The organism is Amycolatopsis sp. NPDC051106, assembly GCF_040682775.1.
In the GTDB taxonomy this organism is placed as follows: domain Bacteria; phylum Actinomycetota; class Actinomycetes; order Mycobacteriales; family Pseudonocardiaceae; genus Amycolatopsis.
In genome coordinates, this window is the sequence record NZ_JBFBBQ010000038.1 from 50260 (window position 1) to 73740 (window position 23481).

Annotated in this window: 29 protein-coding genes; 18 read left to right on the forward strand and 11 right to left on the reverse strand. The window is 71.5% G+C overall.

The annotated features are described in order from the left end of the window. Nucleotides 1-38 precede the first annotated feature (38 nt). Both AB0M83_RS26480 and AB0M83_RS26485 read left to right on the forward strand, forming a co-directional pair. Nucleotides 39-398, forward strand: coding sequence for a DUF1330 domain-containing protein (locus AB0M83_RS26480; RefSeq protein WP_364521066.1), 360 nt, complete (start codon nt 39-41; stop codon nt 396-398). Nucleotides 399-429: 31 nt separating this feature from the next. Continuing rightward, a complete protein-coding gene (locus AB0M83_RS26485; protein WP_364521067.1) occupies nt 430-906 on the forward strand; it encodes a GNAT family N-acetyltransferase in 477 nt (158 codons plus the stop codon). On the opposite strand, the gene AB0M83_RS26490 is transcribed toward AB0M83_RS26485, so the two are convergent. The 3 genes from AB0M83_RS26490 to AB0M83_RS26500 are packed head-to-tail and all read right to left on the reverse strand — an operon-like array spanning nt 890 to nt 2734. After that, nucleotides 890-1276, reverse strand: a complete 387-nt coding sequence (locus tag AB0M83_RS26490) for a PPOX class F420-dependent oxidoreductase (protein ID WP_364521068.1) — start codon at nt 1274-1276, stop codon at nt 890-892. The genes AB0M83_RS26485 and AB0M83_RS26490 overlap by 17 nt on opposite strands. Before the next feature lie 13 nt (nt 1277-1289). After that, entirely contained in the window at nt 1290-2024 is a 735-nt protein-coding gene (locus AB0M83_RS26495) for an ABC transporter permease (RefSeq protein ID WP_364521069.1), read from the reverse strand. After that, complete coding sequence (locus tag AB0M83_RS26500; protein WP_364521070.1) at nt 2021-2734, reverse strand: ABC transporter ATP-binding protein; 714 nt, start codon at nt 2732-2734, stop codon at nt 2021-2023. Before AB0M83_RS26500 ends, AB0M83_RS26495 begins: the two co-directional genes overlap by 4 nt. A 158-nt stretch (nt 2735-2892) precedes the next feature. Here AB0M83_RS26500 and AB0M83_RS26505 point away from each other — a divergent pair, with 158 nt between their 5' ends. Then, nucleotides 2893-3840, forward strand: coding sequence for a hypothetical protein (locus tag AB0M83_RS26505; RefSeq protein WP_364521071.1), 948 nt, complete (start codon nt 2893-2895; stop codon nt 3838-3840). Here the strand turns inward: AB0M83_RS26505 and AB0M83_RS26510 are convergent. From AB0M83_RS26510 to AB0M83_RS26525, 4 genes are all read right to left on the reverse strand, one after another. Then, entirely contained in the window at nt 3830-4810 is a 981-nt protein-coding gene (locus tag AB0M83_RS26510; RefSeq protein ID WP_364521072.1) for a hypothetical protein, read from the reverse strand. The genes AB0M83_RS26505 and AB0M83_RS26510 overlap by 11 nt on opposite strands. Then, nucleotides 4807-5301 (reverse strand): SigE family RNA polymerase sigma factor, encoded by a 495-nt coding sequence (locus AB0M83_RS26515; protein WP_364521073.1) that lies wholly within the window; start codon nt 5299-5301, stop codon nt 4807-4809. The genes AB0M83_RS26510 and AB0M83_RS26515 overlap by 4 nt, the downstream gene beginning before the upstream one ends. Nucleotides 5302-5383: 82 nt before the next feature. After that, nucleotides 5384-6877 carry a right-handed parallel beta-helix repeat-containing protein gene (locus AB0M83_RS26520; protein WP_364521074.1) on the reverse strand — a complete coding sequence of 498 codons (1494 nt, stop codon included), beginning with the start codon at nt 6875-6877 and terminating at the stop codon, nt 5384-5386. 398 nt (nt 6878-7275) lie between these two features. Continuing rightward, nucleotides 7276-7872, reverse strand: a complete 597-nt coding sequence (locus tag AB0M83_RS26525) for a TetR family transcriptional regulator (protein WP_364521075.1) — start codon at nt 7870-7872, stop codon at nt 7276-7278. 38 nt (nt 7873-7910) lie between these two features. Between AB0M83_RS26525 and hisF the strand changes: the two genes are divergently transcribed. The 4 genes from hisF to AB0M83_RS26545 are packed head-to-tail and all read left to right on the forward strand — an operon-like array spanning nt 7911 to nt 9767. Beyond that, nucleotides 7911-8684, forward strand: coding sequence for an imidazole glycerol phosphate synthase subunit HisF (gene hisF / locus AB0M83_RS26530; protein ID WP_364521076.1), 774 nt, complete (start codon nt 7911-7913; stop codon nt 8682-8684). Next, a complete protein-coding gene (locus AB0M83_RS26535; RefSeq protein WP_364521077.1) occupies nt 8681-9058 on the forward strand; it encodes a hypothetical protein in 378 nt (125 codons plus the stop codon). The genes hisF and AB0M83_RS26535 overlap by 4 nt, the downstream gene beginning before the upstream one ends. Beyond that, entirely contained in the window at nt 9055-9417 is a 363-nt protein-coding gene (gene hisI / locus AB0M83_RS26540) for a phosphoribosyl-AMP cyclohydrolase (RefSeq protein ID WP_364521078.1), read from the forward strand. The genes AB0M83_RS26535 and hisI overlap by 4 nt, the downstream gene beginning before the upstream one ends. Further along, entirely contained in the window at nt 9414-9767 is a 354-nt protein-coding gene (locus AB0M83_RS26545; protein ID WP_364521079.1) for a DUF1304 domain-containing protein, read from the forward strand. The genes hisI and AB0M83_RS26545 overlap by 4 nt, the downstream gene beginning before the upstream one ends. A 167-nt stretch (nt 9768-9934) precedes the next feature. Here AB0M83_RS26545 and AB0M83_RS26550 read toward each other — a convergent pair whose 3' ends face one another. Beyond that, the gene (locus AB0M83_RS26550; protein ID WP_364521080.1) at nt 9935-10120 is read right to left on the reverse strand and encodes a DUF397 domain-containing protein; all 186 of its coding nucleotides are present in this window, start codon (nt 10118-10120) and stop codon (nt 9935-9937) included. Nucleotides 10121-10131: 11 nt separating this feature from the next. After that, nucleotides 10132-10965 carry a helix-turn-helix transcriptional regulator gene (locus AB0M83_RS26555; RefSeq protein WP_364521081.1) on the reverse strand — a complete coding sequence of 278 codons (834 nt, stop codon included), beginning with the start codon at nt 10963-10965 and terminating at the stop codon, nt 10132-10134. Nucleotides 10966-11128: 163 nt separating this feature from the next. Between AB0M83_RS26555 and AB0M83_RS26560 the strand changes: the two genes are divergently transcribed. Further along, nucleotides 11129-12085, forward strand: coding sequence for a DUF3592 domain-containing protein (locus AB0M83_RS26560; protein ID WP_364521082.1), 957 nt, complete (start codon nt 11129-11131; stop codon nt 12083-12085). On the opposite strand, the gene AB0M83_RS26565 is transcribed toward AB0M83_RS26560, so the two are convergent. Next, nucleotides 12066-12671: a TetR family transcriptional regulator gene (locus AB0M83_RS26565; RefSeq protein ID WP_364521083.1), complete on the reverse strand. Its 606-nt coding sequence runs from the start codon at nt 12669-12671 to the stop codon at nt 12066-12068. The two genes, AB0M83_RS26560 and AB0M83_RS26565, sit on opposite strands and share 20 nt — an antisense overlap. Nucleotides 12672-12766: 95 nt before the next feature. Between AB0M83_RS26565 and AB0M83_RS26570 the strand changes: the two genes are divergently transcribed. The 8 genes from AB0M83_RS26570 to AB0M83_RS26605 all read left to right on the forward strand — a co-directional run bounded on the left by AB0M83_RS26570 (nt 12767) and on the right by AB0M83_RS26605 (nt 19668). Next, a complete protein-coding gene (locus AB0M83_RS26570) occupies nt 12767-14326 on the forward strand; it encodes an anthranilate synthase component I (protein WP_364521084.1) in 1560 nt (519 codons plus the stop codon). Between the two features lie 49 nt (nt 14327-14375). After that, on the forward strand, nt 14376-14903 hold the full coding sequence (locus AB0M83_RS26575) for a Trp biosynthesis-associated membrane protein (protein WP_364521099.1): 528 nt from the start codon (nt 14376-14378) through the stop codon (nt 14901-14903). Nucleotides 14904-15027: 124 nt separating this feature from the next. Continuing rightward, on the forward strand, nt 15028-15837 hold the full coding sequence (gene trpC, locus AB0M83_RS26580; RefSeq protein WP_364521085.1) for an indole-3-glycerol phosphate synthase TrpC: 810 nt from the start codon (nt 15028-15030) through the stop codon (nt 15835-15837). After that, complete coding sequence (trpB, locus tag AB0M83_RS26585; RefSeq protein WP_364521086.1) at nt 15834-17045, forward strand: tryptophan synthase subunit beta; 1212 nt, start codon at nt 15834-15836, stop codon at nt 17043-17045. Before trpC ends, trpB begins: the two co-directional genes overlap by 4 nt. Further along, nucleotides 17042-17833 carry a tryptophan synthase subunit alpha gene (trpA, locus tag AB0M83_RS26590; RefSeq protein WP_364521087.1) on the forward strand — a complete coding sequence of 264 codons (792 nt, stop codon included), beginning with the start codon at nt 17042-17044 and terminating at the stop codon, nt 17831-17833. Before trpB ends, trpA begins: the two co-directional genes overlap by 4 nt. A 34-nt stretch (nt 17834-17867) precedes the next feature. Next, a complete protein-coding gene (locus AB0M83_RS26595) occupies nt 17868-18245 on the forward strand; it encodes a MerR family transcriptional regulator (protein ID WP_364521088.1) in 378 nt (125 codons plus the stop codon). Nucleotides 18246-18400: 155 nt separating this feature from the next. Beyond that, nucleotides 18401-18970: a Uma2 family endonuclease gene (locus AB0M83_RS26600; RefSeq protein ID WP_364521089.1), complete on the forward strand. Its 570-nt coding sequence runs from the start codon at nt 18401-18403 to the stop codon at nt 18968-18970. A gap of 47 nt (nt 18971-19017) precedes the next feature. Beyond that, on the forward strand, nt 19018-19668 hold the full coding sequence (locus AB0M83_RS26605) for a peptidoglycan recognition family protein (protein WP_364521090.1): 651 nt from the start codon (nt 19018-19020) through the stop codon (nt 19666-19668). On the opposite strand, the gene AB0M83_RS26610 is transcribed toward AB0M83_RS26605, so the two are convergent. After that, nucleotides 19660-21018: a glutamine synthetase family protein gene (locus tag AB0M83_RS26610; protein WP_364521091.1), complete on the reverse strand. Its 1359-nt coding sequence runs from the start codon at nt 21016-21018 to the stop codon at nt 19660-19662. The genes AB0M83_RS26605 and AB0M83_RS26610 overlap by 9 nt on opposite strands. Before the next feature lie 155 nt (nt 21019-21173). Here AB0M83_RS26610 and AB0M83_RS26615 point away from each other — a divergent pair, with 155 nt between their 5' ends. Beyond that, a complete protein-coding gene (locus AB0M83_RS26615; protein WP_364521092.1) occupies nt 21174-22298 on the forward strand; it encodes an amidohydrolase family protein in 1125 nt (374 codons plus the stop codon). Beyond that, the gene (locus tag AB0M83_RS26620) at nt 22295-23464 is read left to right on the forward strand and encodes a M20 family metallopeptidase (protein ID WP_364521093.1); all 1170 of its coding nucleotides are present in this window, start codon (nt 22295-22297) and stop codon (nt 23462-23464) included. The genes AB0M83_RS26615 and AB0M83_RS26620 overlap by 4 nt, the downstream gene beginning before the upstream one ends. Nucleotides 23465-23481 lie beyond the last annotated feature (17 nt).

Consider the following 23481-nt stretch of genomic DNA (forward strand, 5'->3'; position numbering starts at 1 on the left):
GGCGTCAGGATTCCTTTCACGACAACGAAAGGACCGCCATGACCGCCTACGGACTCGCCCACCTGCGCCCGCCCGCCGTCCTGCCCGAGGACGTCTTCCGGTACCTGGAGCGGATCCAGGCGACGCTCGACCCCTTCGGCGGCAAGTTCGTCGTCCACGGCTCACCGGTGGAGGTCATGGAGGGCGAATGGCCCGGCGCGCTCGTGATCATCGAGTTCCCGAGCCTCGCCGCGGCACACGAGTGGTACGCCTCGCCCGCCTACCGGGAGATCCTGCGGTTGCGCGCCGACCACATCCCCGGTGACCTGGTGCTCGTCGAAGGCTGCGGCCCGGACCACGACTCGGCCGCCATGGCCGCGGCACTGCGCGCGGCGAGCCCGGACCCGATAAGGGGCTGACAGCGGACCCCGGGACCCGTAGGTTGCCGCAGTGGAGGAGATCGTCACCGAGCTCGAAATGACCGCCGCCGAACACCTCAACCCCGCGCCGGTCGTCGACGGCGTCGCGCTCGAACCCGTCGGGGCGGGGCCGGTGATCCACGATCTGCACGTCCGGATCGGCACGCCCTACCGGTGGCCGAGTGTGTCCAGGACGGACGAAGAGTGGGAAAGCTGGCTCGCCGCACCGCACCGGCAGTACCGGCTCGTCGAGTACCGCGGCGACGTCGCGGGCGCCGCCGACATCGAGCCGCAGGCCGGCGGTGACGTCGAGATCACCACCTTCGGCCTGCTGCCGGAGTTCGTCGGCAAGGGGCTCGGCGGCTACGCGCTCACCCTCGTCGTGGCCGACGCGTGGGCGCTGCCCGGCGCACGCCGCGTCTGGCTCCACACCTCGACCCTCGATCACCCGAACGCGCTGCCGAACTACCTGAGACGCGGGTTCCGCAGCTTCAGCCGTCGAGCTTGACCGCGATCCCGACCGTCCGGTCGGCCGGGCCGCGCAGTTTCGAAAAGAACATCGTGACGCGCCCGACGATGCCGTACTTGCGGCCGATCACCCGACGGACCCGCTCGGTCTCGGCGAGGTCCAGCAGCCGGGCCTGCCCGGAGACGACCGCGCCGTGCGTCTTCTGCCCGCGCAGGTCGCACGCCTGGACCTCGACGCGCCCGCTGTTGCGGATGCGCTTGACCTTCCCGGCCTTGCGTTCCGACCAGAACACCAGCTCGCCGGCGTCGCCCGCCAGCCAGATCGGGGTCGGCACCGCGCGCCCGTCACGGCGGAACGTGGTCAGCAGGACGTAGCGCTCGGCCGCGAGCCGGTCCGTTTCGGATGCCATACGACCACGGTAGTCACGGCGTCCGGCGCCGCAGCGTCGCCGCGCCGAGCACCAGCGCCAGCAGCGCGCAGCAGGCCACGACCAGCAGGTTCCGCAGGATCACCGCGTCCACCGCCGACGACGCCGTGACGCGGGACAGCGCCTCGACCGCGTACGACAACGGCATGATGTCGGAGAGCCAGCGCAACAGCCAGCCCATGTCGTCCCGCGGCACGAACAGCCCGCACAGCAGGATCTGCGGCAGCACGAACACCGGCATGAACTGGATGGCCTGGAACTCGGTGCGGGCGAACGCGCTGACGAACAGCCCGAGCGCCATGCCCAGCAGCGCGTCCAGGACGGCGATCACCAGCAGCAGTACGACCGACCCCGCGAGGTCGAGGCCGAGCCACCACAGCGAGACGCCCGCCGCGAGCGCCACCTGGACGACGGCGATCGAGCCGAACGCCAGCGCGTAGCCGAAGAGCAGGTCGAGCCGGCCGATGGGCAGCGTCATCAGGCGTTCGAGAGTGGCCGTGGTCCGCTCCCGCAGCGTCGTGATCGACGCGATGAGGAACATGATCAGGAACGGGAACACGCCGAGCAGCGCGGGCGCGACGTGGCTGAACACCAGCGCCGAGTTGAACACGTACCGAAGCAGGAGTATCAGCAGCGTCGGCACCAGGACCAGCATCACGACGGTGCGCGGGTCGTGCCGCAGCTGCGTGAGGATGCGCCGCGTGGTCGCGAGCATCAACGCGGGGTTCACGAGGCGGCCCGCACCAGGTGGAGGAAGGCCTGCTCGAGGTCGGCGGTGCCGGTGCGCTCGCGCAGGGCGAGCGGCGCGTCGTCGGCCAGGAGGGTGCCTTCGCGCATGAGCAGGAGGCGGTCGCAGCGCGCGGCTTCGTCCATGACGTGGCTGGACACCAGCAGCGTGGCGCCGCCGTCGGCGAGCCGGCGGAACAGCGCCCAGAGCTCGTCGCGCAGCAGCGGGTCGAGCCCGACGGTCGGTTCGTCGAGCACCAGCAGCTCCGGCTTCCCGAGCAGGGCGACGGCGAGGTTCGCGCGGTTGTGCTGCCCGCCCGACAGCGACCCGACGAGCTTGCCGGCGTGGTCTTCCAGACCTACGCCGGCGATCACTCTGTCCACATCGGACGCCGGCGCGCGCAGCACCGCGGCGAAGTACCGCAGGGCTTCCCGCACGGTGAGGTCGGCGTAGATCGCCGGGTTCTGGGTGGCGTACCCGATCCGGCGCCGCAGCGGCGGGCTGCCGGCGGGCAGGCCCAGGACGGTGACGGTGCCGCCCTCGACGATCTGCACGCCGACGATCGCCCGCATCAGCGTGGTCTTGCCGCAGCCGCTCGGGCCGAGCAGCCCGGTGACCGCGCCGCGCGGCACCGCGAAGCTCACGTCCCGCACCACCGGCCGGCCGCCGCGCCGGACCCGCAGGCCGGTGACCTCGAGGGCAGAATTAGTCATGCGTTTAATTCTGCGCCCGGTGAGTTCCCGGCGTCAAGAGGGCCGAAATACCTAGTCCGATCGCCGCGCGAACCCCACACGACCGGCGGAAGCGTTTCAACGCCCGCGTCTGAAACGCTTTGTGGCCTGGGATTTCCCCTGAGCTGGAGGGAATGTCGATGGCCGTCACACAGCAGGTACCGGTTCATCCGCAAGCACAGTTCTTCGGCGCGGGGCCGTATCCCACGCGCCGCGCTGCGATCGCCGTCGTCGCGGTCCTCGCCGGCTTCGCGCTGACCGCGCTGTGGTCCGCGCCGTTCGTCGACTCCGTCATCGGCGACAGCGTCGCGAACGGGTTACTCGGCTACGACGCGAAAGCCACACCGATCAGCGGTGTCCTCGCCGGGACGCTCTTCGCGTTCGTCTCCGGCCTCGCGGGGTCCTTCACCGCCTGCAACATCGCCGCGTTCGGCGCGGTCGCCCCGCTGGTCGGCGGCCAGGCCGGGGAGAAGCGGCGCTTCGCCACGACGCTCAAGCCGCTGGGCTGGATCGCCGCGGGCATGCTGGCCGTGTCCGTCGTCTACGGCGTCATCGTCGCCCTGGTCGGCACGCGGATGCCGCAGTTCTCCACCGCGCAGACCTCCGGCCTCAGCCCGCGCAGCATCCAGTCCATGGTCGCGTTCGGCGTCGTCGGCCTCGTTTTTCTGGTCATGGGCCTGATCGCGCTCGGCATCCTCCGGAACCCGTTCGCCGGGTTCGTCGCCCGGCACCCCGCGGCGCCGCTGGTCCTGATGGGCGCGCTCATCGGCGGGTTCCTCATCGGCCGGCCCTACCCGCTCTTCCGGATCATGTTCCGCAGCGCCGCCGAGCAGCACGATGTCTTCTACGGCGCGGCCGCGTTCGCCCTGCAGTCACTCGGCAACATCGTGCTCATGGGCGTGCTGTTCCTCATCCTGACGCACGCCACGGGCGGGCGCGTGCAGCGCTGGCTCGCCGCGAAACCCGCCCGGATCGCCACGGTGACCGGCGCGGCGCTGCTCGTCGGTGGCACGTTCACGCTGCTCTACTGGGACGTCCGCGTGCTCGGCCGGCTCGGGATCATCTGGTTCCCGATGGTCAGCTGGTAGCCCGCCCGAGCCACCGGTAGTCGGGTGCGGGGTCGAGCTGGAGGCCGTCCGCGACGGCGACCAGCTCGGCCTCCGGCCGCGGACCCGCGACCGTCAGCCAGCGCCCGGACGGCAGCCGGACCGCGACCATCGCCTGCTCGCCGTTCCTCGGGGCCACGAAGAACCCCTGGCCGCCGCGCACGGTGACGGCGGCGGCGCCGTTCACGCCGGGGGAGCCCGCGCTCGCCGTGACGCGGACCGCGGGAACCGACGGCCGCGCGGGATCGGCGGCGGTCAGCTCGGTGCTCGCGTCGGCCGGGCCGGTGCCCTTGACCGCCGCCGACCGTTCGGCCAGGCCCGCGGGGAGGGTGCCGAACCGCAGTTCGCCGCGGACGCCGACCGGCTCGGGGACGACGTCTTCGGCGATCCGCTGGGCGACTGCGCGGGCGTCCGGCACCCCGCCGACCCGCACGGTGAGCACGTGGTCGTCGTCGGCCAGCCAGGTGAGCAGCGCGGCGCCGCCGGTGTCGCCGGTGACCATGGCGACCCGGCCGTGCACCAGGATCTGGTCGCGGATCGACGCGATCCGCAGCGCCGTCTGCGACCACTCGGGGTCGGCGGTGGAGTACGCCGACAGCGCGATCTCGGCCGGGCCCGCGAACCACCGCCGGACCTGCGGCGCGATGCCCGGCCCGCCCTCGCGGTACTGCTCGGTGAAGCCGCCGGGCAGCCAGGCCGGGCTGTAGCCGAGCACCGGCCGGCCCGCCGCCGGGTCCAGGTCGGCCGTCGTGAACGCCCGCGTGCCCGCGATGACCCCCGCCACCAGCACGACCACCGCGGCGGCCACCAGCGCGAGCCGGGCCGCGGGCCGGGGCTTGCGACCGGCTCTGGCCAGCGCGTCGCGGACCGCCTCGCCGTCCGGGGCGCGGGCGGCGAGGCGGTCGAGGCTGTCCCGGATCAGCGTCTCGGTCTCGTGCTCGCTGCGGGTCATTCGGGGGCTCCGGTGAGGGTCGTGGCGTGCGGGGCCTGGCGGAGGGTCGCGAGGGCGCGGGAGATCTGGCTGCGCACCGTGGAGGTACCGCAACGCAGGACGGCGGCGATTTCGGCGTCGGAGTAGTTCTCGTAGTAGCGCAGGACGATCGCCGCGCGCTGCTTGCGGGGCAGTGTTTCCAGGAGGCCGAGCATGGCGTCCCGCTCGTCGTAGGCGGCCGCCGGGTCGGCTTCCGGCGGGCCGAGCGCGTCGAGGACGTCGTGGCTGCTCGGCACCATCCGCCGCACCGCCCGCCGGCGCCAGGAGAGGTACTCGTTGGTGATCATCCGCCGGATGTAGGCCGGCGGGGCGTCGATGCCGCCCCAGCGCTGCTGGGCGCGCAACAGCACGTCCTGGACGATGTCCTGGGCCAGGTGCGGGTCGTTCGTCAGGACGGTGGCGTAGCGCAGCAGCCCGTCCAGCCGCTCCGCCACGAACTCTTCAAAGCGCACACGCGTCCCTTCCGTCCTCCCTTGGACGCGCGGGCGGGCCGGGGTGATGCACGCGGGGGAAAAGTTTCTCGGGTGAGCTTCGTCAACACTGCGGGGTCACGCCGTCGAAGGACGCGCAGTCGTCCTGGTTCCACGGCTCGTTCTGCCACTGCGCCGGGCCGAGGGTGTGGGAGGTGTCGCCGGCGACGAACGTCCACGGGCCGATGTAGTCGTTGCTGTACCAGTAGTTGTCCTGGTCGTGGGTGATCGCGTCCTGCACCAGCTTGCCCTGGTACGGCGACCACGACGGGTAGGTCCCCCAGTTCGACAGCACCGCCATCCGGCCGCACAGGCCCGCGCAGCCCGGCCGGGCGGGGTCGAAGCTGAACTTGTTCGAGTGGATCTCCACCCGCTGGGTCTTCCAGCGGCAGTCGTCGTACAGCGGCCGGTCGTCGATGGCCGGGGCCGCGCACTGCGTCCGGTCGCTGACCAGCTTGGTGCAGCTCGCCGTCGACGTGTTCGCCGGGCTGTTGCAGAAGCGGTCGGCGTTCTCCCAGAGCGTGATGGCCGACCAGTTGTCGTCGAAGTCGTTGCCGTAGATGTCGATGACGTCGGTGCGGGCCGGCACCCGGGGGTCGCCGCCGGACTCGGAGAGGTACACGGCCGCCGTGGGGAAGTTGTCGCCGCGGGCCGCGCGCCTGCTGCCGGCCACGACGTTGTTGCGGCGGATGGCGTTGTGGCGAATGACGACGTTGTAGCTGATTTCGTAGAAGATCGCTTCGGCGTCGTTGTCCTCGATGACGTTGTCCTCGATCAGGAAATCGTTGTCGTTCGTGTCGGCCCACAGGCCGGCGCCGCGGTTGTGGTGGACCCAGTTTCCCCGGATGTCGGCGCCGTTCACGGCCCAGAACTTGATTCCGCCGCTGCATCCGCAGCCGGGATTGCGCGTTTCCCAGTCGTCGACGTTGTTGCCCGTGATTTCGTTGCCTTCGACGAGCAGCCCGGTGATCGCGTTGTCGGGACGGTAGGCGTTCATCCCGTACTGCCCGTTGTCGCGCAGGCAGTTCGCCCGCACTTCCTGCCGGTCGCCGGCCATCAGCGCGGCGCCGCTGTTGCCCTGGATGGTGTTGTGTTCGAGCACCCAGTGCTCGCCGGAGTCGTGGTTGACCACGCCCTGGTCCTGCGGGGCGACGAAGTGCTCGATGGTGAGGCCGCGGATGACGACGTCCTTGGCCTGCTGGGTGAAGGCGGCCCGGTTGAGCCCGCGGCCGTCGAGCACGGCGCCGGGCGCGCCGAGGTAGACGTCGCCGTCCTTGGGGATGACCTGCCCGAAGCCGTCCGCGGCCAGCCGGTGCGTGCCGGGCGGCAGCCAGAAGGTGGTCCCGGGCGGCGCGGCCTGCGTCCGGACGCTGAGGTCGCCCTCGACGGCCGGATCGATGACGACGGCACCGGGTGGGGCCTCGGTGTTCAAGGCGGGCTGGCGGTCGCACACGGCCCCCGTCCCGCCGACGTCGGTGACGCTCGCGGCGGCCGGGAAAACGGGGGTGACCAGGGCGGCGGCGAGCAGGACGACAAGCGCGGAATGGGGACGCGGCATGCGGTAAACGTACGTGGCGCCGATCGTGGGGATACCGCCATCGGTGCAGACTTGACCCCTGGTGGGTGATTCGAATGGCTGGTTATTCGGTCGCCCGTCCTGGGTAAAGAATCACCGGTTCGAGTAAAGGACAACTGCGCGACAATGAGAATCCCCACGAAGATCGCGCTTTCTGCGACCGATCCACCGCGGGATGGCGGTCGTCGAACCGCTCGCCGGGCCCCGCCGGGGCCGGGGTGGCGCGGCCGGGTCGCCGCGGCGGATGTCTTGAATGACTCATTCCTGGCGTCGGATGAGGTGAATGGGTCATTCACGACGCCGGAACCGCGCGCCGGAGCCCTGCCCCGGCCCTGGCCGCGAAGTGACCACGCCGCGCCGAGCAGCCCCCGAATTCCAGCTTACGGCGGGCCGCCGACGGTTTCGCGGCCTTCGAGGTAGTACTGCGCCACCGGGGCCAGCAGGGCCACGATCTCCTCGTCGTCCGCCTCGGCCAGCGGGGGGAGCTTGATCACGTACCGCAGCAGCGCGGTCCCCATCATCTGCGCCGCGATCCCCGCGACCCGGATCCTCGGCACGTCCAGGGCGCGCGCCACCTCGGCCAGCACCGTGCGTTCGATGAACTGGCGCATCATCAGCGCGACCTGCTCGTTCGTCGCCGCGGCGCGCAGCATCGCGACGAACGGCGTCCGCCCCTCGGGCGTGGCCCAGACCGCGAGGAACGCGCGCACCAGCCGTTCGCCCAGGCCCGCGCGGGGCCCGGCCAAGATCGCGGGGACCAGCGACGCCGGGTTCACCGGCAGGTTCATCGCCGCCGCGAACAGCGCCTGCTTGCTGCCGAAGAAGTGGTGCAGCAAGGCCGCGTTCACGCCCGCGTCGGCGGCGATCCCGCGGACCGTCGCGCCGTCGTACCCCAGCTCGGCGAACCGGTGCCGGGCCGCGTCGAGGATCTTCTCGCGCGTCTCCGTCTGCCCTGGTCGCCGCCCCGCCCGTGCCATTGGCCGAGCTTAGAACGGCTTTGACTACGCTGGTGGGCATGTCTGTCGCGGTGCGGGTGATCCCCTGTCTCGACGTCGACGCGGGCCGGGTCGTCAAGGGCGTCAACTTCGCCGGCCTCCGCGACGCCGGCGACCCCGTCGAGCTGGCCCGGCGCTACGACGCCGAGGGAGCCGACGAACTGACGTTCCTCGACGTCACGGCGTCCTCGGGCGACCGCGAGACCACCTACGACGTGGTCCGCCGCACCGCCGAGCAGGTGTTCATCCCGCTCACCGTCGGGGGCGGCGTCCGCAGCAACGACGACGTCAACCGGCTCCTGCGCACCGGCGCGGACAAGGTGAGCATCAACACCGCCGCGATCGCCCGGCCGGAGTTCCTCCACGAGGCCTCCCGCCGGTTCGGCGCCCAGTGCATCGTCCTGTCGGTCGACGCGCGCCGCGTGCCCGAGGGCGGCGCGCCCACCGCGTCCGGCTTCGAGGTCACCACCCACGGCGGCCGCCGCGGCACCGGCATCGACGCCGTCGAGTGGGCCGCGCGCGGCGAGGAGCTCGGCGTCGGCGAGATCCTGCTCAACTCCATGGACGCCGACGGCACCAAGAACGGCTTCGACCTCGAGCTCATCGGGCTGGTCCGCAAGGCCGTCCGGGTGCCGGTGATCGCCAGCGGGGGAGCGGGCGCGGTCGAGCACTTCCTGCCCGCGGTCCGCACCGGCGCCGACGCGGTCCTCGCGGCCAGCGTGTTCCACTTCGGACAGCTCAAGATCGGCGACGTCAAGGACGCGCTGCGCGAAGGCGGGGTCGAGGTCCGGTGAAGTCCTGGCAAGCACCCGTCGAGGTCAAGGTCTGCGCCGCCCTGCTGGTCGGGCTGCCGGTCGCCTGGGCGCTGCTCGACCTGATCCCGGTGCTCGGGGCCGGCTCGAGCCTGGCGATCTTCCGGATCCCCGCGCTCGCGCTCATCCTCGGCGGGGTCGTGACGACCGGGCTCGTGCTCAAGCTGGGCAGCGCCCGGATCGGCGGGCTCATCATCACCGTGGTGTTCGCGCTGCTGCACGCGTTCCTGCTGCTCGGCGCCGCGCTGTGGTGGAACAAGCTGTTCTCCGGGCTGTCCTTCGCCGGGTACGGCTACGCGTTCGTCCTGTTCAACTCGATGCCGCTGAAGCGGCACATCCTGGGAGTACGGGCATGACCCTGGACGCGGCCGTCTCGGCGCGCCTCAAGCGCAACGCCGACGGCCTGATCGCCGCGGTCGTCGTCGAACACGCCACTTCGGACGTGCTGATGATGGCCTGGATGAACGACGACGCGCTCGCCGCCACCCTCACCACCCGCCGCGGCACGTACTGGTCGCGCAGCCGGGAGAAGCTGTGGGTCAAGGGCGAGACGTCCGGCCACTACCAGCACGTCCGCGAAGTGCGCATCGACTGCGACGGCGATACCGTCCTGCTGCGTGTCGACCAGACCGGCCCCGCCTGTCACACCGGCACGCACACCTGTTTCGACACCGAGGAGCGCCTGCTCCTGGCCGATGAGAAAGAGCTGGCGTGACAATCGTCGCCGACATCCTGGTCGGGCTGGTCGCCCTGATCCACGTCTACATCGTCGTCCTGGAGATGTTCCTCTGGACGACGCCCCGGGCCCGCGCGGCCTTCGGCACCACCGAGGAGTTCGCCGAGGAGTCCAAGACGCTGGCCGCGAACCAGGGGCTGTACAACGGCTTCCTCGCGCTGGCCCTCGTCTGGGGCCTGGTCGCCGGCCAGTTCCAGCTCCAGCTGTACGGCCTGGTGTGCGTGATCGTCGCGGGCCTCTACGGCGCGGCGACGGCCAGCAAGCGGATCCTGTTCGTGCAGGTGCTGCCAGGGGTGCTCGCCCTCATCGCGCTCCTGCTGGCCCGGTAATCTCGCTCCCGCCTTCATGCGGCTGGACTGGGGAATCCGGGTATCGGCCGTGCTGGTGGCCCGGCCGAGTGCGGGGCAGCCGGCGTTGCCGTCGGCGGCTCTGTCGTTCGTGTGTGCGCGCCCGAGGCCGTGGCCGAGGGCCCGGCCGTGGAGGTCCGCGCCGCGACCTACCGCCGGCGGCCCTGACCGGTCAGCACCGCGAGGGCGGACTGCCAGGCGGCGGACGACACGGTGAGCTGACCGGCGCCCCGGGCCTTGGTGTCCCGCACGCCCACGACCGGCCCCAGCGCCACCTCCACGCAGTTGTCGTTGGGGCCGCTGTAGGAAGACTTGCGCCACCCGGTCGAGCCCACGATCGCCTCCGTTATCGGGCGGCTTCCCGAAGCAGGGCCTGGGAAGCCTCTTCGCTCAGAGCTAGTCCGCGTAGCACCTTAGCATCGTGCTTATGGCCTGTGGTCTGGGATTCCTCGTGGAGGAAGGCCGTCGAGCCGACGTGTTCGACCGAGGCGATCGGCGGTGAGTCGGCGAACTCGTAGATGTCGAACGGGCCGACCAGCCCTGGGTGGTAGCCAATTCCGGACGGCACGATGCGCAGGCTGATGTTTGCGCGCCCGGACATTTCCAGCAGGTGATCGATCTGGTCGGACATGACCTCGGCGCCGCCGAAGTTTTCCCGGAGGGACTGCTCGCCGATCAGGGCGCTGAACCGCACCGGGTCCCGGCGGATGAGGATCCGCTGCCGATCGAGCCTGATCTGGAGCCGCTTGTCGGCCTGTTCGATCGGTAGCGAGAGCTTGTCCATGATCGAGCGGATGTAGTCCGGAGTTTGCAGCAGCCCGGGAATGATCAGGGGCGACCATGTGGTGATGACGGTTGCCGTACTTTCCAGATTCAGCCGGGTGGTGAGGGCAAAAGGGGTGTCGGTGTTGCTCGACGCGAGCCAATTGGGTTCCCGCGCGTGCCGCGCGAGGGTCCGGATCCGGTCGCGCTTTTCCCCGGTCACGCCGAGCAGCGCGAGGATCGCCGACACGTCCTCGACGCTCGGCAACCGCTGCCCCTTTTCCCACAACGACAGCACCTGCGGCAAGACTCCCAATTTCTCCGCGAGCCGGCGAAGGCCGACATTGCGCGCTTCGCGTTCTTCGCGCAGCGAAGCGGCGAGCGTTCTCGCCGCCGGGCTTGAAGACGTTGGCTTCACGGACGAAGCATACGAATCCCGTCGATTCCCCGAATGCGCGAACGGTGTCAGCGAATGGTGACGCCTGGTCCCTTACACGCCTGAGAAGGCCGCCCGGTTGTCTCGTCGTCGTGTGCCGTTTCTCGCAGCGGCCGCGCAGGCCCCCGAGCCCTACCCTCACTCCATGCGGGCACTCTGGGTGGGCATCGTCGCTGTCTTTTCGGTCCTCTCCGGGCTCGGTGCCGCGGGCGCGGCGTACTCGCTCATCACCGGCGACGGCAATCCGCTGGGCTACGCGATCCTCCTGTTCGGTGCCCTCGTGTTCGCCGTCTTCGGCTGGTACGGGCTGCGGGTCTTCGACCGCGGCGTGCTGTCCGCCGCCCGGGATTTCGGCCGGTGGCTGCCCGCGGCGGATCCCGCCGACGGTGACCACCCGGAACTGGACGCCCGCATGCGCCGCGCTTTCCGGCGCTCGACGGGATTCGCCGTGGGCTGGGCGGTGGTGCTCGCGGCCGGGTTCACCGACGTCGCCCTGGTCGGCGCGGCCGCCGACGACCTGCTCGCCACCGGCTTCCACGAACCCGGTGTGGTCGTCGGCGTGTTCCACAGCCGCAAGAGCACGTCGCACATCCAGGTGAGCCACGGCGACCGGACCGACGACCTGGTCTGGGAATCGGACCGCCGCTACCAGGTCGGCGAGCAGGTGGTCGTCATCTACGACCCGGCCGACCCGGCGCGCGTGCGCACCGAGGACGAAGCGAACGAAGACCAAGTCCAGCTCGGCTTCGGCGTGGTCGCGGTGCTGGTTGCCCTGTTCGGCCTGCCGTTCTGGATCGGGCGGGCGGCGGGCTGGCGGCGCCGGATCCGGACCGTCGAGCGCACCGGGTGGCGGCGAGCCGGCGTGAGCGACGGGCCGGGACCGCACGACGGGCGGCACCTGGCGGCGAAGTTTCGCGACGGGACGGACGTCACGCTCCGCCGCTCCTGGGCGTTCCTCCGCCTGTCGCCGTCGGCCGGCTGGAAGAACAAGCAGGGCTGGATCGGCGGCTGGGGCAAGTCGATGGTCGTGGGGATCGAGAACGGCCCGTACGTCCTGGCCGTCCACGCGATCCGGGACCGGGTCAGCCGATCTCCCCGGTGAGGTAGCGCTGCAGGTTCGGCGCCACCGCCCGCACCAGCACCTCGACCTCCTCGGTGGCGAACGGCTCGAACTTCGCCACGTACCGGATCATGCCCATGCCGACCATCTGGGACGCGCAGAGCGTCATGCGCAGCGGGATGTCGTCCGAGCCGATCGAGGAGATCAGCGCGGTGAAGAACTTCTGGAAGAAGTCGCGCAGCACGTGGCCGGCCTGCTCGTGGCCGGTGATGCTGCGGATGAGCGCCACGAACACCCCGCCGCCCGCGCCGTCCCAGCGGGTGATGAAGGTGCGGACGATCCGCTCGCCGAGTTCGTCGTCGGGGCCGTCGCGGAGGACCTGCAGGAGCTCGAGCGGGTCGAACGGCAGCTTGAGCACCGCCTGGGCGAACAGGCCCTCCTTGCCGCCGAACCAGTGGTTGACCATGGCCGCGTCGACGCCCGCGCGGGTGGCGATCGCGCGCACGGTGGCCCCGTCGTAGCCGTTTTCGGCGAACACGGCCCGTGCGGCTTCGATCAGTGCCGTGCGGGTGTCCTGGCCGGCGGGGCGCCGTCCGCGGCGTCGCGAAGTAGGCTCGGTGGTGCTCACGTCCCCATCATGACGCACGGCTCCCTCGAATTCAACATTCATTGAATTAAGGGTCTGGGAAAACCCCTTCCCGGGGGTGCAGCACAATGAGGGTCATGGTCAGCACCTCGAGCAGCAAGTCCGGTCCCGGCTCGGTCAGCCCGTCCCGTGCGGACTTCCGCGCCCTCGCCGAGAGCCGCCGCGTCATCCCGGTCGTGCGCCGGGTCCTCGCCGACGGCGAGACGCCGATCGGGGTCTACCGCAAGCTCGCCGCCGACCGGCCGGGCACGTTCCTGTTCGAGTCCGCGGAGAACGGCGCCTCCTGGACGCGCTGGTCGTTCATCGGCGTCCGCAGCCCGGCCGCGCTCACCGTCCGCGACGGGAAGGCGGTCTGGACCGGGACCCCGCCGGTCGGCCTGCCGTCCGAAGGCAACCCGCTCACCGTGCTGCGCGAAACGATCGAAGCGTTGCACACCGAGCCGTTGCCCGGATTGCCGCCGCTGACCGGCGGCATGGTCGGCTACATCGGCTACGACTCCGTGCGCTGGCTGGAAAGGCTGCCGGAGCTGGCCGAGCGCGACCTCGACATCCCCGAGCTGACGATGCTCCTGGCCACCGACCTCGCGGCGTTCGACCACCACGAGGGCACGGTCACGCTCATCGCGAACGCCGTCAACTGGGACGACTCGCCCGAGCGCGTCGACGCGGCCTACGACGACGCCGTCGCCCGGCTGAGCGCGATGACCGAGCAGCTGCAGGTCCCCGCGCCGGCCACGGTCGCCGCGTTCGAGCGGCCCGAGCCGGAGTTCACGCGCAAGCGGTCCAAGGCGGACTTCCACGCGGCGGTCGAGAAGGCCGTCGAGGCGATCAAGGCCGGCGAAGCGTTCCAGATCGTGCCGTCGCAACGGTTCGAGATCCCGACCGCCGCCGACGCGCTCGACATCTACCGCGTGCTGCGGACGTCCAACCCGAGCCCGTACATGTACCTGCTGCGGCTGGAAGGCTTCGACATCGTCGGCTCCAGCCCCGAATCGCTCGTCACCGTGCGGGACGGCAAGGCGACCACCCACCCGATCGCGGGCACGCGCTGGCGCGGCGCCGACCCGGAAGAAGACGCGCAGCTGGCCAAGGACCTCCTCGCCGACGAGAAGGAGCGCGCAGAGCACCTCATGCTCGTCGACCTCGGCCGCAACGACCTCGGCAAGGTCTGCAAGCCGGGCACCGTGCGCGTCGTCGACTTCTTCCAGATCGAGCGCTACAGCCACGTCATGCACATCGTGTCGACCGTCACCGGCGAGCTGGCCGAGGGCAAGACGGCGTTCGACGCGGTCACGGCGTGCTTCCCGGCCGGGACGCTCTCGGGCGCGCCCAAGGTCCGCGCGATGCAGCTGATCGAGGAGCTCGAGCCGGTCCGCCGCGCGCTGTACGGCGGCGTCGTCGGCTACCTCGACTTCGCGGGCGACGCGGACACGGCGATCGCGATCCGCACGGCGCTGGTCAAGGACGGGATCGCGCACGTCCAGGCCGGTGGCGGCGTCGTCGCCGACTCGGTGCCGGACTACGAGGACACCGAGTCGCTGAACAAGGCCCGCACGGTGCTGTCGGCGGTGGCCGCCGCGCAGACGATGGTGGCGGCGGGCGTCCTCGACCCGGCCGCGGACTCCGCTCATGTCTGAGGCCGCCGAGACCGCTGCGGCCGCCAAGCCGTCCCGGCGTCCACTGTGGATGATCGTGGTCGCGCTCCTGCTCGGCGCGCTCGCGCTGTGGGGTGCGTCACGGCTGACGTGGTTCGCCGAGTTCCGCGACGGCGGCGTGCGCGGCACCGTGCTCCACCGCGAGACCGGCGAGCAGCGCGCGACGGCGCTCGTGCCGCTGGCCCTGCTCGCCCTGGCCGGCGTGGCCGGGGTGATCGCGACCGGCGGCTGGGCGCGGCGCGTGCTGGGTGCCGTGCTCGCGCTGGCCGGCGTCGCCGCGGTGTGGTCCGGCGTGGCCGGCGTCCGGTTCTCCGGCTACGCGGACGGGCTGCCCGTCACCGAGATGCTGCTGGGCCGCGGCCTGGCCGTGCTGGGGGGAATGCTCGTCGCGGCCGGCGGGTTGGCAGCCGTCAAGGGCGCCGGGCGGGCCGCCCGGCTCGGGGCCCGGTACGCGGCTCCGGCCACGCGCAAGAAGGCGCGTGATCCGGACGCGGAGCTGTGGGAAGCGCTGTCGGAGGGAGAGGATCCGACCGACGTCCGGGCGAGGCATTCGGAGTAACGCGCGCACCCGGAACCGGGCGCTCCAGATGCGGGGGTTAGCATCGTTTCGGCGGGAAGGGGAAGGTTTTTGTGAGCGACCTTGCGAATGAATCCGTGAGCGCGTACCCGGGCGGGGGCGCCCGGTGACCGTGCTCGAAGACATCGTCGCCGGCGTGCGCGAGGACCTCGCGGCACGCGAGTCCGTGCTGCCGTTCGGCGAGCTGAAGATCCGCGCGGCGGCCGCTCCGGCGCCCCGCGACGTGATGTCCGCGCTGCGCGAGTCCGGCATCGGCGTGATCGCCGAGGTGAAGCGGCGCAGCCCCTCCAAGGGCGACCTGGCCGACATTCCCGACCCCGCGGCGCTGGCGAAGGACTACGAAGACGGCGGCGCGCGCGTGATCAGCGTGCTCACCGAGCAGCGCCGCTTCGGCGGTTCGCTGGCCGATCTGGACGCGGTGCGCGCGGCGGTCGACATCCCGATCCTGCGCAAGGACTTCATCGTCAGCCCCTACCAGGTGCACGAGGCCCGCCTGCACGGCGCCGACATGGTGCTGCTGATCGTCGCCGCGCTGGAGCAGAACGCGCTCGCCGCGCTGCTCGACCGCGTCGAGTCGCTCGGGATGACCGCGCTGGTGGAGATCCACAACGCCGAGGAGGCCGACAAGGCCCTCGAAGCGGGCGCCAAGGTCATCGGCGTCAACGCGCGGAACCTGCACACCCTCGAGGTGGACCGCGACGTCTTCTCGCGGCTGGCCCCCGGCCTGCCGATGGACGTCTACAAGGTCGCCGAGTCGGGCGTCCGCGGGCCGGGCGACCTGATGTCGTACGCCGGCCACGGCGCCGACGCGGTGCTGGTCGGCGAGGGACTCGTCGCCTCCGGCGACCCGAAGGGCGCCCTGGTCAAGCTGGTCACCGCCGGCTCGCACCCCGCCTGCCCGAGGCCGTCGCGGTGACCGAAGAGCACGACAAGCACGACCCGGACGAGCGGGGCTACTACGGCCCGTACGGCGGCCGGTTCATGCCGGAGGCGCTGATCGGCGTCGTCGACGAGGTCGCCACCGAGTACGAGAAGGCCCGGCACGACCCGGAGTTCCTGAACGAGTTCAACCGCCTGCTCCGCGATTACGCGGGTCGCCCGTCGCTGCTCACCGAAGCCAAGCGCTTCGGCGAGCACGCCGGCGGTGCGCGCGTGTTCCTCAAGCGCGAAGACCTGAACCACACCGGCTCGCACAAGATCAACAACGTGCTGGGCCAGGCGCTGCTCACCAAGCGGATGGGCAAGAAGCGCGTGATCGCCGAGACCGGCGCGGGCCAGCACGGCGTCGCGACGGCCACCGCGTGCGCGCTGCTCGACCTCGACTGCGTCGTCTACATGGGCGAGGTCGACACCGAGCGCCAGGCGCTGAACGTGGCCCGCATGCGGCTGCTCGGCGCCGAGGTCATCCCGGTCAAGACCGGTTCGCGGACGTTGAAGGACGCGATCAACGAGGCGCTGCGCGACTGGGTCACCAACGCCGACACCACGCACTACCTGTTCGGCACGGCGGCCGGTCCGGCGCCGTTCCCGACGATGGTCCGCAACTTCCACCACGTCATCGGCACCGAGGCCCGCGAGCAGATCCTCGAGCAGGCCGGCCGCCTGCCCGACGTCGTCGCGGCCTGCGTCGGCGGCGGGTCGAACGCGATCGGCATCTTCTCCGGCTTCTACGACGACCCGTCCGTGCGGCTGGTCGGCCTGGAGCCGGGCGGCGAGGGCATCGACGGCAACCGCCACGGCGCGACGCTCACGAAGGGCACGCCGGGCAACCTGCACGGCGCGATGACGTACCTGCTGCAGGACGAAGACGGCCAGACGGTCGAGTCGCACTCGATCTCGGCCGGGCTCGACTACCCGGGCGTCGGCCCGGAGCACGCGTGGCTGAAGGACACCGGCCGCGCCGAGTACCGCCCGGTCACCGACGCGGAGGCGATGGACGCGTTCCAGCTGCTCTCCCGCACCGAAGGCATCATCCCGGCGATCGAGTCGGCGCACGCGCTGGCCGGCGCGCTGGTGATCGGCCGCGAGCTGGGGCCCGACGGCCTGATCGTCGTGAACCTGTCGGGTCGCGGCGACAAGGACATGGACACGGCGGCGAAGTGGTTCGGGCTGGTGAACGGATGAGCGGGCTGGACGACCTCTTCGCGACGACGCGCGCGGAGGGCCGCGGCGCGCTGATCGGCTACCTCCCGGCCGGCTTTCCCACGGTCGCGGGGTCCAAGGACCTCATCGCGGCGTGCGTCGACGGCGGCGCCGACCTGATCGAGGTCGGCGTCCCGTATTCGGACCCGGTGATGGACGGCCCGACCATCCAGGCCGCGTCGGTGACCGCGCTGGACAACGGCTTCCGCCTCAAGAACCTGTTCGAGGTGGTCGAGTCGGTGTCGGCGCGTGGCGGCCGCGCGGTCGTCATGACGTACTGGAACCCGGTGAACCGCTACGGCGTGGACCGCTTCGCGCGTGACCTCGCTTCAGCCGGCGGCCTCGGGCTGATCACGCCGGACCTGATCCCCGACGAAGCCGGTGCTTGGCTTTCCGCCTCGAAGGAACACGGCTTGGACCGGACGTTCCTGGTGGCGCCTTCGTCATCGGAGGAGCGGCTCGCCCTCACGGCGGCGGCGTCTTCGGGGTTCATCTACGCGACGGCGGTGATGGGCGTGACGGGCGCGCGCGACCAGGTGGGAGCGGGCGCGGAGACGCTGGTCCGCCGCACCCGGGCGCACACGGACCTGCCGATCGGCGTGGGCCTGGGCGTGCGCTCGGGCGAGCAGGCGGCCCAGGTGGCGTCGTTCGCGGACGCGGTGATCGTGGGGTCAGCCCTGGTCACGGCGGCGGCCGAGGGTCCTACCGGCGTTCGCGCGCTGTCCGCCGAGCTGGCCGAGGGTGTGCGCCGGGCGGTCGCCACCGCTTGACCTGGAGTGCACTCCAGGTGCCACTCTGGGTTTCGTGACCTCCTACACCCCGGCCCAGGTGACCGAAAAGACCGGTTTCACGATCGACACCCTGCGGTACTACGAGCGCATCGGCCTGCTGCACCACGTCAGCCGCACAGCCGGCGGCCGGCGCACGTTCACCGACCAGGACGTGGAGTTCCTGCAGCTGCTGCGCTGCCTGCGCTACACGGGCATGCCGGTGGCGGAGATGCTGCGGTTCGTGGAGCTGCTGCGTTCCGGCGAGGCGACCCGCGAAGAGCGGGTGGACGTCCTGCGCGAGCACGAAGCCCGGGTGGCGTCGCAGATCGAGCGGCTGCGGGAGCACCAGGAACACATCCAGTTCAAGATCCGGCTGTACAGCGGCGCGGGCCAGCTGGCGTCCGCGGGCTGAAGGTGTGTCGCAGCCGTGTGACGCCCTCACCTGATCCAGAACTGTCGGTGGCGGGCCGCATACTCCTCGTGTGATGATCCACAACGAGGGGGCCGACCGGACATGCCACACTGGAACAGACCTGCGACGATCGGCTGGAGCGGAGGTGAAGCGCAATGACAGCACCGGTTGAACCCGGGGCCGAGTTCCACATCCCACCACGGCCGGACGGCTGGACCGTCGATGAAATTCTCGCTCTGCCCGAGGCTCAGACCTCACTGCAGCGGATCGAACTCGTGGACGGAGCTCTCCTCGTGAGCCCGTGGCCGAGACTGGAACACCAGCGACTGGTCCGTGTGCTCACTGGGCAGCTCAGCGAGGGAGCGGAGCCTGCGTTCGAGGTGTTCCCCGGCGCGAATCTGGTGCTGGGCAACCGCGGTGACCGCCTGGTGATACCCGACCTGGTAGTGACCGATGAGCCTGGGCTGGAGGGCGTGAGCCTGACCGAGAAACATGTGGTGCTCTTGGCCGAGATCGTCTCACCGTCGACCAAGGCGCAGGACCGGATTCTCAAGCGAGCCATCTACGCCGAGGCGCTGATCCCCTTCTACCTCCTGGTGGAGCCCGGCGAACAGAACACCGCGACCCTGTTCGAACTCCAAGGTGGCGAGTACGAGCCCATTGCGAGGAGCGAGAACGGCAAGCTTCACCTGACCCGTCCCTTCGAGGCCACCCTGCGCCTCTGAGGAACGTTTGTACGAAAGCTGTACAGCGCCGCGGGAGAGTCCAGGCTATGGACCTCGCACACCTCCCGCGGCGCACCTTCCTCCGCGGCGCCGCCGGCCTGGCCGTCGCGGGCGCTACCGGGCTCCTGCTCCCCGAAGCCGCCCGAGCGGCAACCGAACCGCGGATCTACAGCTGCGCCGAGTGGGGTGCCCGGCCGCCCGCCGATGCGCTCACCACCCTCGACCACCCCGCGAACCGCGTCCTCATCCACCACATCGCCTGCCCCAACAGCACCGACTACTCCCTCGCGCACGCCTTCCAGGTCGCGCGCGACGACCAGCACGACCACATGGACAACAACGGCTGGTCCGACACCGGGCAGCACTTCACCGTCAGCCGCGGCGGGTACCGGCTCGAAGGGCGGCACGGCAGCCTCGATGCCCTTCGCGGCCGCACCACCATGGTCCAGGGCGCGCACTGCCCCGGCCAGAACACCAACGCCATCGGCATCGAGAACGAAGGCACCTACACGAGCGTCGAGCCGCCCGAAGCCCAGTGGGCGTCGCTCGTGATCTTCTGCGCCTACATCTGCCGCCAGTACGGCATTCCCGTCGAAGAGATCAGGGGCCACCGCGACTTCTACAACACCGAATGCCCCGGCGACGCCCTCTACGCCAAGCTCCTGCGGCTGCGCGACGAAGTGGCAGCCTCAATGTAGGTACCGCATGAGCGAGCAGAGCTCGGCAGGCGGCAGGGAACCGAGCCGCGCGATCTCCCCGCGTCGCACGTCCATCAGCGTCGTCGCGAACTCCGTGCCGAACGCCGAAGTCAACGCCGAGTCCGCTTCGAACGCCGTCACCGCGTCCGCCAGCGACGTCGGCAGCCGCGTAGCCGAGGGCAGCGTCCCCGGGTCGACGGCCACCGGCTCGGGCAGCGACTCCTCCCCGGATAGGCCGGCCAGGCCCGCGAACAGCAGCGCCGCCACCACGAGGTACGGGTTCGCGGTCAGGTCGAAGCACTTGACCTCGAAGTTTGCCGCCCGGTCGCGCTGCCCGGCCGGGCCCTGCACCAGCCGCAGCGGCGCCTCGCGGTTCTCCAGGCCCCACACCGAAAACACCCCGGCCCAGTGGTGCGGCTCGAGGCGCAGGTAGCTGACCACCGACGGCGCGCCGATCGCCAGCAACGCCGGCAGCCGCGAGAAGATCCCGGCGCCGAACGCCTCCGCCGTCGAGGTCAGGCCGAAGCGGCCGTCGCCGCCGGAGCACAGGTTGTGGTCGCCGTCCCAGAGGCTCAGGTGGACGTGGCCGCCGTTGCCCACGCCGTCCGGCGAGAACTTCGGGGTGAACGACGCGCGCAACCCGTGCTGAGCACTCACCATCCGGATCGTCTCGCGCGTCAGCACCGCGATGTCCGCCGCGCGCACCGGGTCTTCCGGCGCCACCGACAGCTCGAACTGCCCCGCCGCATACTCCGGGTGGATCTGCTCCACCACCACACCCTGGGCGGACAAAGTGGACACCAGTGCGCGCAGGTAGCCCGCCTGCGCGGAAAGCCGCGCGAAGCCGTAGGCCGGGCCCGCCGTGGCCGAACGCGGGTCGTCCGGGGCGTCCTCCGCCGTGATCACCCACTCGATCTCGAAGGCCGTCCGCACGTTGTAGCCCAGCTCCGCGAGCCGGGCCGTCGCGGTCGCGGCCAGCGCCCGCGCGTCCTGCGGGTGCGGCTCGCCTTCCTGGTCGTACTTCCGGACCGGCGCCCACGCCCAGCCCGGCTGCGCGGCCAGCGGCACGAGCGCGTCGAGGTCGGGGTGCAGCCGCAGGTCACCGACCGGGCCGCGGGAGTACTCGCCGTCGGTGATGTCGTCGGTGGCCAGGAAGAAGTCGAACGAGTTCGACGCGCCGACGCCCCACGCCGCCGCCGACCACAGCCGGTCGACGGGGACGGCCTTGACCCGCGCGATGCCGCTGTTGTCCACGAAGGTCAGCGCGACGAGCTCGACGCCGGCCGCGCGCAGGCCGTCGGCCCGGAGTGCGCCCTGCTGTGCGAGTTCGGCCCGATCGAGCTGGCTCATCCTGCTCCCGTCGATGTGCACTGGATACGTCCGGCTGGGTACTTCGAAGAATGAGGTGGAGATCGTGTCAGAGACCGCCGAAACCCGTCCAGGGCGCCGTTCCTCCCCGTCGCTCGTAGGGTGGGGAAGAGGCTGACCGACCCGGACGGAGGCGCATGACCGACCTGCTGCCGTTCGTCGCGGACCTGCCGCTGGTGGACCACCACTGCCACGGCCTCGGCACCGGGGACGTGGCCCGCGCGGACTTCGAGGCGATGCTGACCGAGGCGGACACGACGTCGCCGCTCGGCACGAGCCTGTTCGACTCGCTCATCGGGCTGGCCGTGCGCGAACGCTGCGCGCCCGTGCTCGACCTGCCCCGGCACGCCCCGGCCGACGGCTACCTCGAGCGCCGCGCCGAGCTGGGCCCGGCCGAGGTGGCGCGGCGGTTCCTGCGCGCCACCGGCACCACCGACTTCCTGCTGGACGGCGGCTTCCGGCCGGACGCGCTGACCACGACCGGGGAGTTCGCGGCCCTCGCGGCCGGCCGCGCGCACGACGTCGTCCGGCTGGAACAGGTCGCCGAAGCCGTGATCCGCGGATCGACGGCCGCCGGGTTCGCCGCGGACTTCGCCGCCGAGCTGGGGAAACGCGCCGAGACCGCGGTCGGGTGCAAGTCGATCGCGGCCTACCGCGTCGGCCTCGACCTGGCGGGGGAGCGGCCCTCCCCGGCCGAGGTCGAAGCCGCCGCCGGACGCTGGCTCGCCGCGGGCGGCACCCGGCTGGCCGACGAGGTCCTGCACCGGTTCCTCGTGTTCACCGGCCTCGACCTCGGCCTGCCGGTGCAGTTCCACGTCGGCTACGGCGACTCCGACGTCGACCTGCACCGCTGCGACCCGCTGCGGCTCACCGGGCTGCTGCGGGCCACGCGCGATCTCGGCGTGCCGATCCTGCTGCTGCACAACTACCCGTTCCACCGCAACGCCGCCTACCTCGCGCAGGTCTTCGAGCACGTGTTCGTGGACGTCGGGCTCGCCACCCACAACGCGGGGTTCCGCGCGCCCGCGATCCTGGCCGAGCTGCTGGAGATCGCGCCGTTCGGGAAGGTCCTCTTCTCCACCGACGCCTTCGGCCTGGCCGAGCTGTACCACCTGGGCACGGCGCTGTTCCGCCAGGGGCTTTCGGACTTCCTGCGCGCCGGGCTCGACGCCGGTGCGATGTCCGAAGTGGACGCCGTCCGGCTGTGTGCTTTGGTGGGACACGAGAACGCGAAGAGGATCTACCGCTTGGAGCACGGGTGAACGACCTTTGGGACCGGTGGACACGGGCGATCGAGGACGAGCTGCCCGCCGCGATCGAGCTGCGGCACGCGGTGCACGCCGACCCGCGCGGCTCCGGTGACGAGGAGGACACCGCCCGGCTGGTGGCCGGCGCGCTCGGCGCGGGCGAGGGCACCCGCGTCGCCAAGACCGGCCGCGCGATCCTGCTGCCCGGCGGAGACGGCCCGGTCGTCGCGCTGCGCGCGGAGCTCGACGCCCTCCCGGTGCTGGAGGGCACTCGCGTGCCGTGGGCGTCGGAGAACGGCCTCATGCACGCGTGCGGCCACGACGTCCACCTCGCCGCGCTGGTCGCGGTCGGCCGCGCGGCCGTGCGCGTCGGCGTCCCGCGGCCGATCCTCGCGCTGCTGCAGCCGCGCGAGGAGACGTCGCCGCCCGGCGCGTCCGACGTCGTCGAGTCCGGGGTGCTGGCCGACGCCGGGGTCGACGCGGTGATCGGCGCGCACGTCCAGCCGCGGATCCCCCACGGCGTCGTCGCGGCGGTGCCGGGCCCGGTGAACGCCTCCACCGACGAGTTCGAGGTGACCATGCACGGGCAGGGCGGCCACGCCGGCTACCCGCAGCTGCTGCGCGACCCGATCCTGGCGATCTCGCAGCTGGTCGTGAGCCTGCAGCAGCTCGCGTCGCGGCGGATCGACCCGGTGTTCGGCGCGGTCTGCTCGATCGGCCGGATCCAGGGCGGCGCGGCGGCCAACGTCGTCCCGGCCAGCGCGAGCGCGTTCGGCTCGCTGCGCGTGATGCGGGAGAAGGATCGCGAGCGCGCGCTGGAGGCGCTCGCGGACATCGTGCACGGCACGGCGAAGGCGCACGGCTGCACCGCCGAGCTGGAGATCAGCCCCTGCGAGCCGGTGCTGGCCAACGACCCGGCGCTGGCGGCGGGCGCGCGGCGCTGGCTGAGCCACGCGGGCTCCGACGTCGACGACCAGTTCCGCTCGTTCGGCGCCGACGACTTCGCCCACTACTGCGGCGGGGCGACGCGGGGCCTGATGCTGTTCGTCGGCCTCGGCGACACCGCGGGCGTCCCCAGCCTCCACGACGAACGGTTCCTCCCGCGCGATGGAGCCATCAGCCAGGTGGCGCACGCGCTGGTGGCGGGGTACCTGGCCGCCGTGGAGACTTCAGCGCGGTAGCGCTACGGTGGCCGCGT

Coding starts and splice junctions, on each gene's coding strand:
- AB0M83_RS26480 (WP_364521066.1), top strand. CDS start 39: ATGACCGCCTACGGACTCGCCCACCTGCGCCCGCCCGCCGTCCTGCCC.
- AB0M83_RS26490 (WP_364521068.1), bottom strand. CDS start 1,276: ATGGCATCCGAAACGGACCGGCTCGCGGCCGAGCGCTACGTCCTGCTG.
- AB0M83_RS26500 (WP_364521070.1), bottom strand. CDS start 2,734: ATGACTAATTCTGCCCTCGAGGTCACCGGCCTGCGGGTCCGGCGCGGC.
- AB0M83_RS26505 (WP_364521071.1), top strand. CDS start 2,893: ATGGCCGTCACACAGCAGGTACCGGTTCATCCGCAAGCACAGTTCTTC.
- AB0M83_RS26510 (WP_364521072.1), bottom strand. CDS start 4,810: ATGACCCGCAGCGAGCACGAGACCGAGACGCTGATCCGGGACAGCCTC.
- AB0M83_RS26520 (WP_364521074.1), bottom strand. CDS start 6,877: ATGCCGCGTCCCCATTCCGCGCTTGTCGTCCTGCTCGCCGCCGCCCTG.
- AB0M83_RS26525 (WP_364521075.1), bottom strand. CDS start 7,872: ATGGCACGGGCGGGGCGGCGACCAGGGCAGACGGAGACGCGCGAGAAG.
- hisF (WP_364521076.1), top strand. CDS start 7,911: ATGTCTGTCGCGGTGCGGGTGATCCCCTGTCTCGACGTCGACGCGGGC.
- hisI (WP_364521078.1), top strand. CDS start 9,055: ATGACCCTGGACGCGGCCGTCTCGGCGCGCCTCAAGCGCAACGCCGAC.
- AB0M83_RS26560 (WP_364521082.1), top strand. CDS start 11,129: ATGCGGGCACTCTGGGTGGGCATCGTCGCTGTCTTTTCGGTCCTCTCC.
- AB0M83_RS26570 (WP_364521084.1), top strand. CDS start 12,767: ATGGTCAGCACCTCGAGCAGCAAGTCCGGTCCCGGCTCGGTCAGCCCG.
- AB0M83_RS26575 (WP_364521099.1), top strand. CDS start 14,376: ATGATCGTGGTCGCGCTCCTGCTCGGCGCGCTCGCGCTGTGGGGTGCG.
- trpA (WP_364521087.1), top strand. CDS start 17,042: ATGAGCGGGCTGGACGACCTCTTCGCGACGACGCGCGCGGAGGGCCGC.
- AB0M83_RS26600 (WP_364521089.1), top strand. CDS start 18,401: ATGACAGCACCGGTTGAACCCGGGGCCGAGTTCCACATCCCACCACGG.
- AB0M83_RS26605 (WP_364521090.1), top strand. CDS start 19,018: ATGGACCTCGCACACCTCCCGCGGCGCACCTTCCTCCGCGGCGCCGCC.
- AB0M83_RS26610 (WP_364521091.1), bottom strand. CDS start 21,018: ATGAGCCAGCTCGATCGGGCCGAACTCGCACAGCAGGGCGCACTCCGG.
- AB0M83_RS26615 (WP_364521092.1), top strand. CDS start 21,174: ATGACCGACCTGCTGCCGTTCGTCGCGGACCTGCCGCTGGTGGACCAC.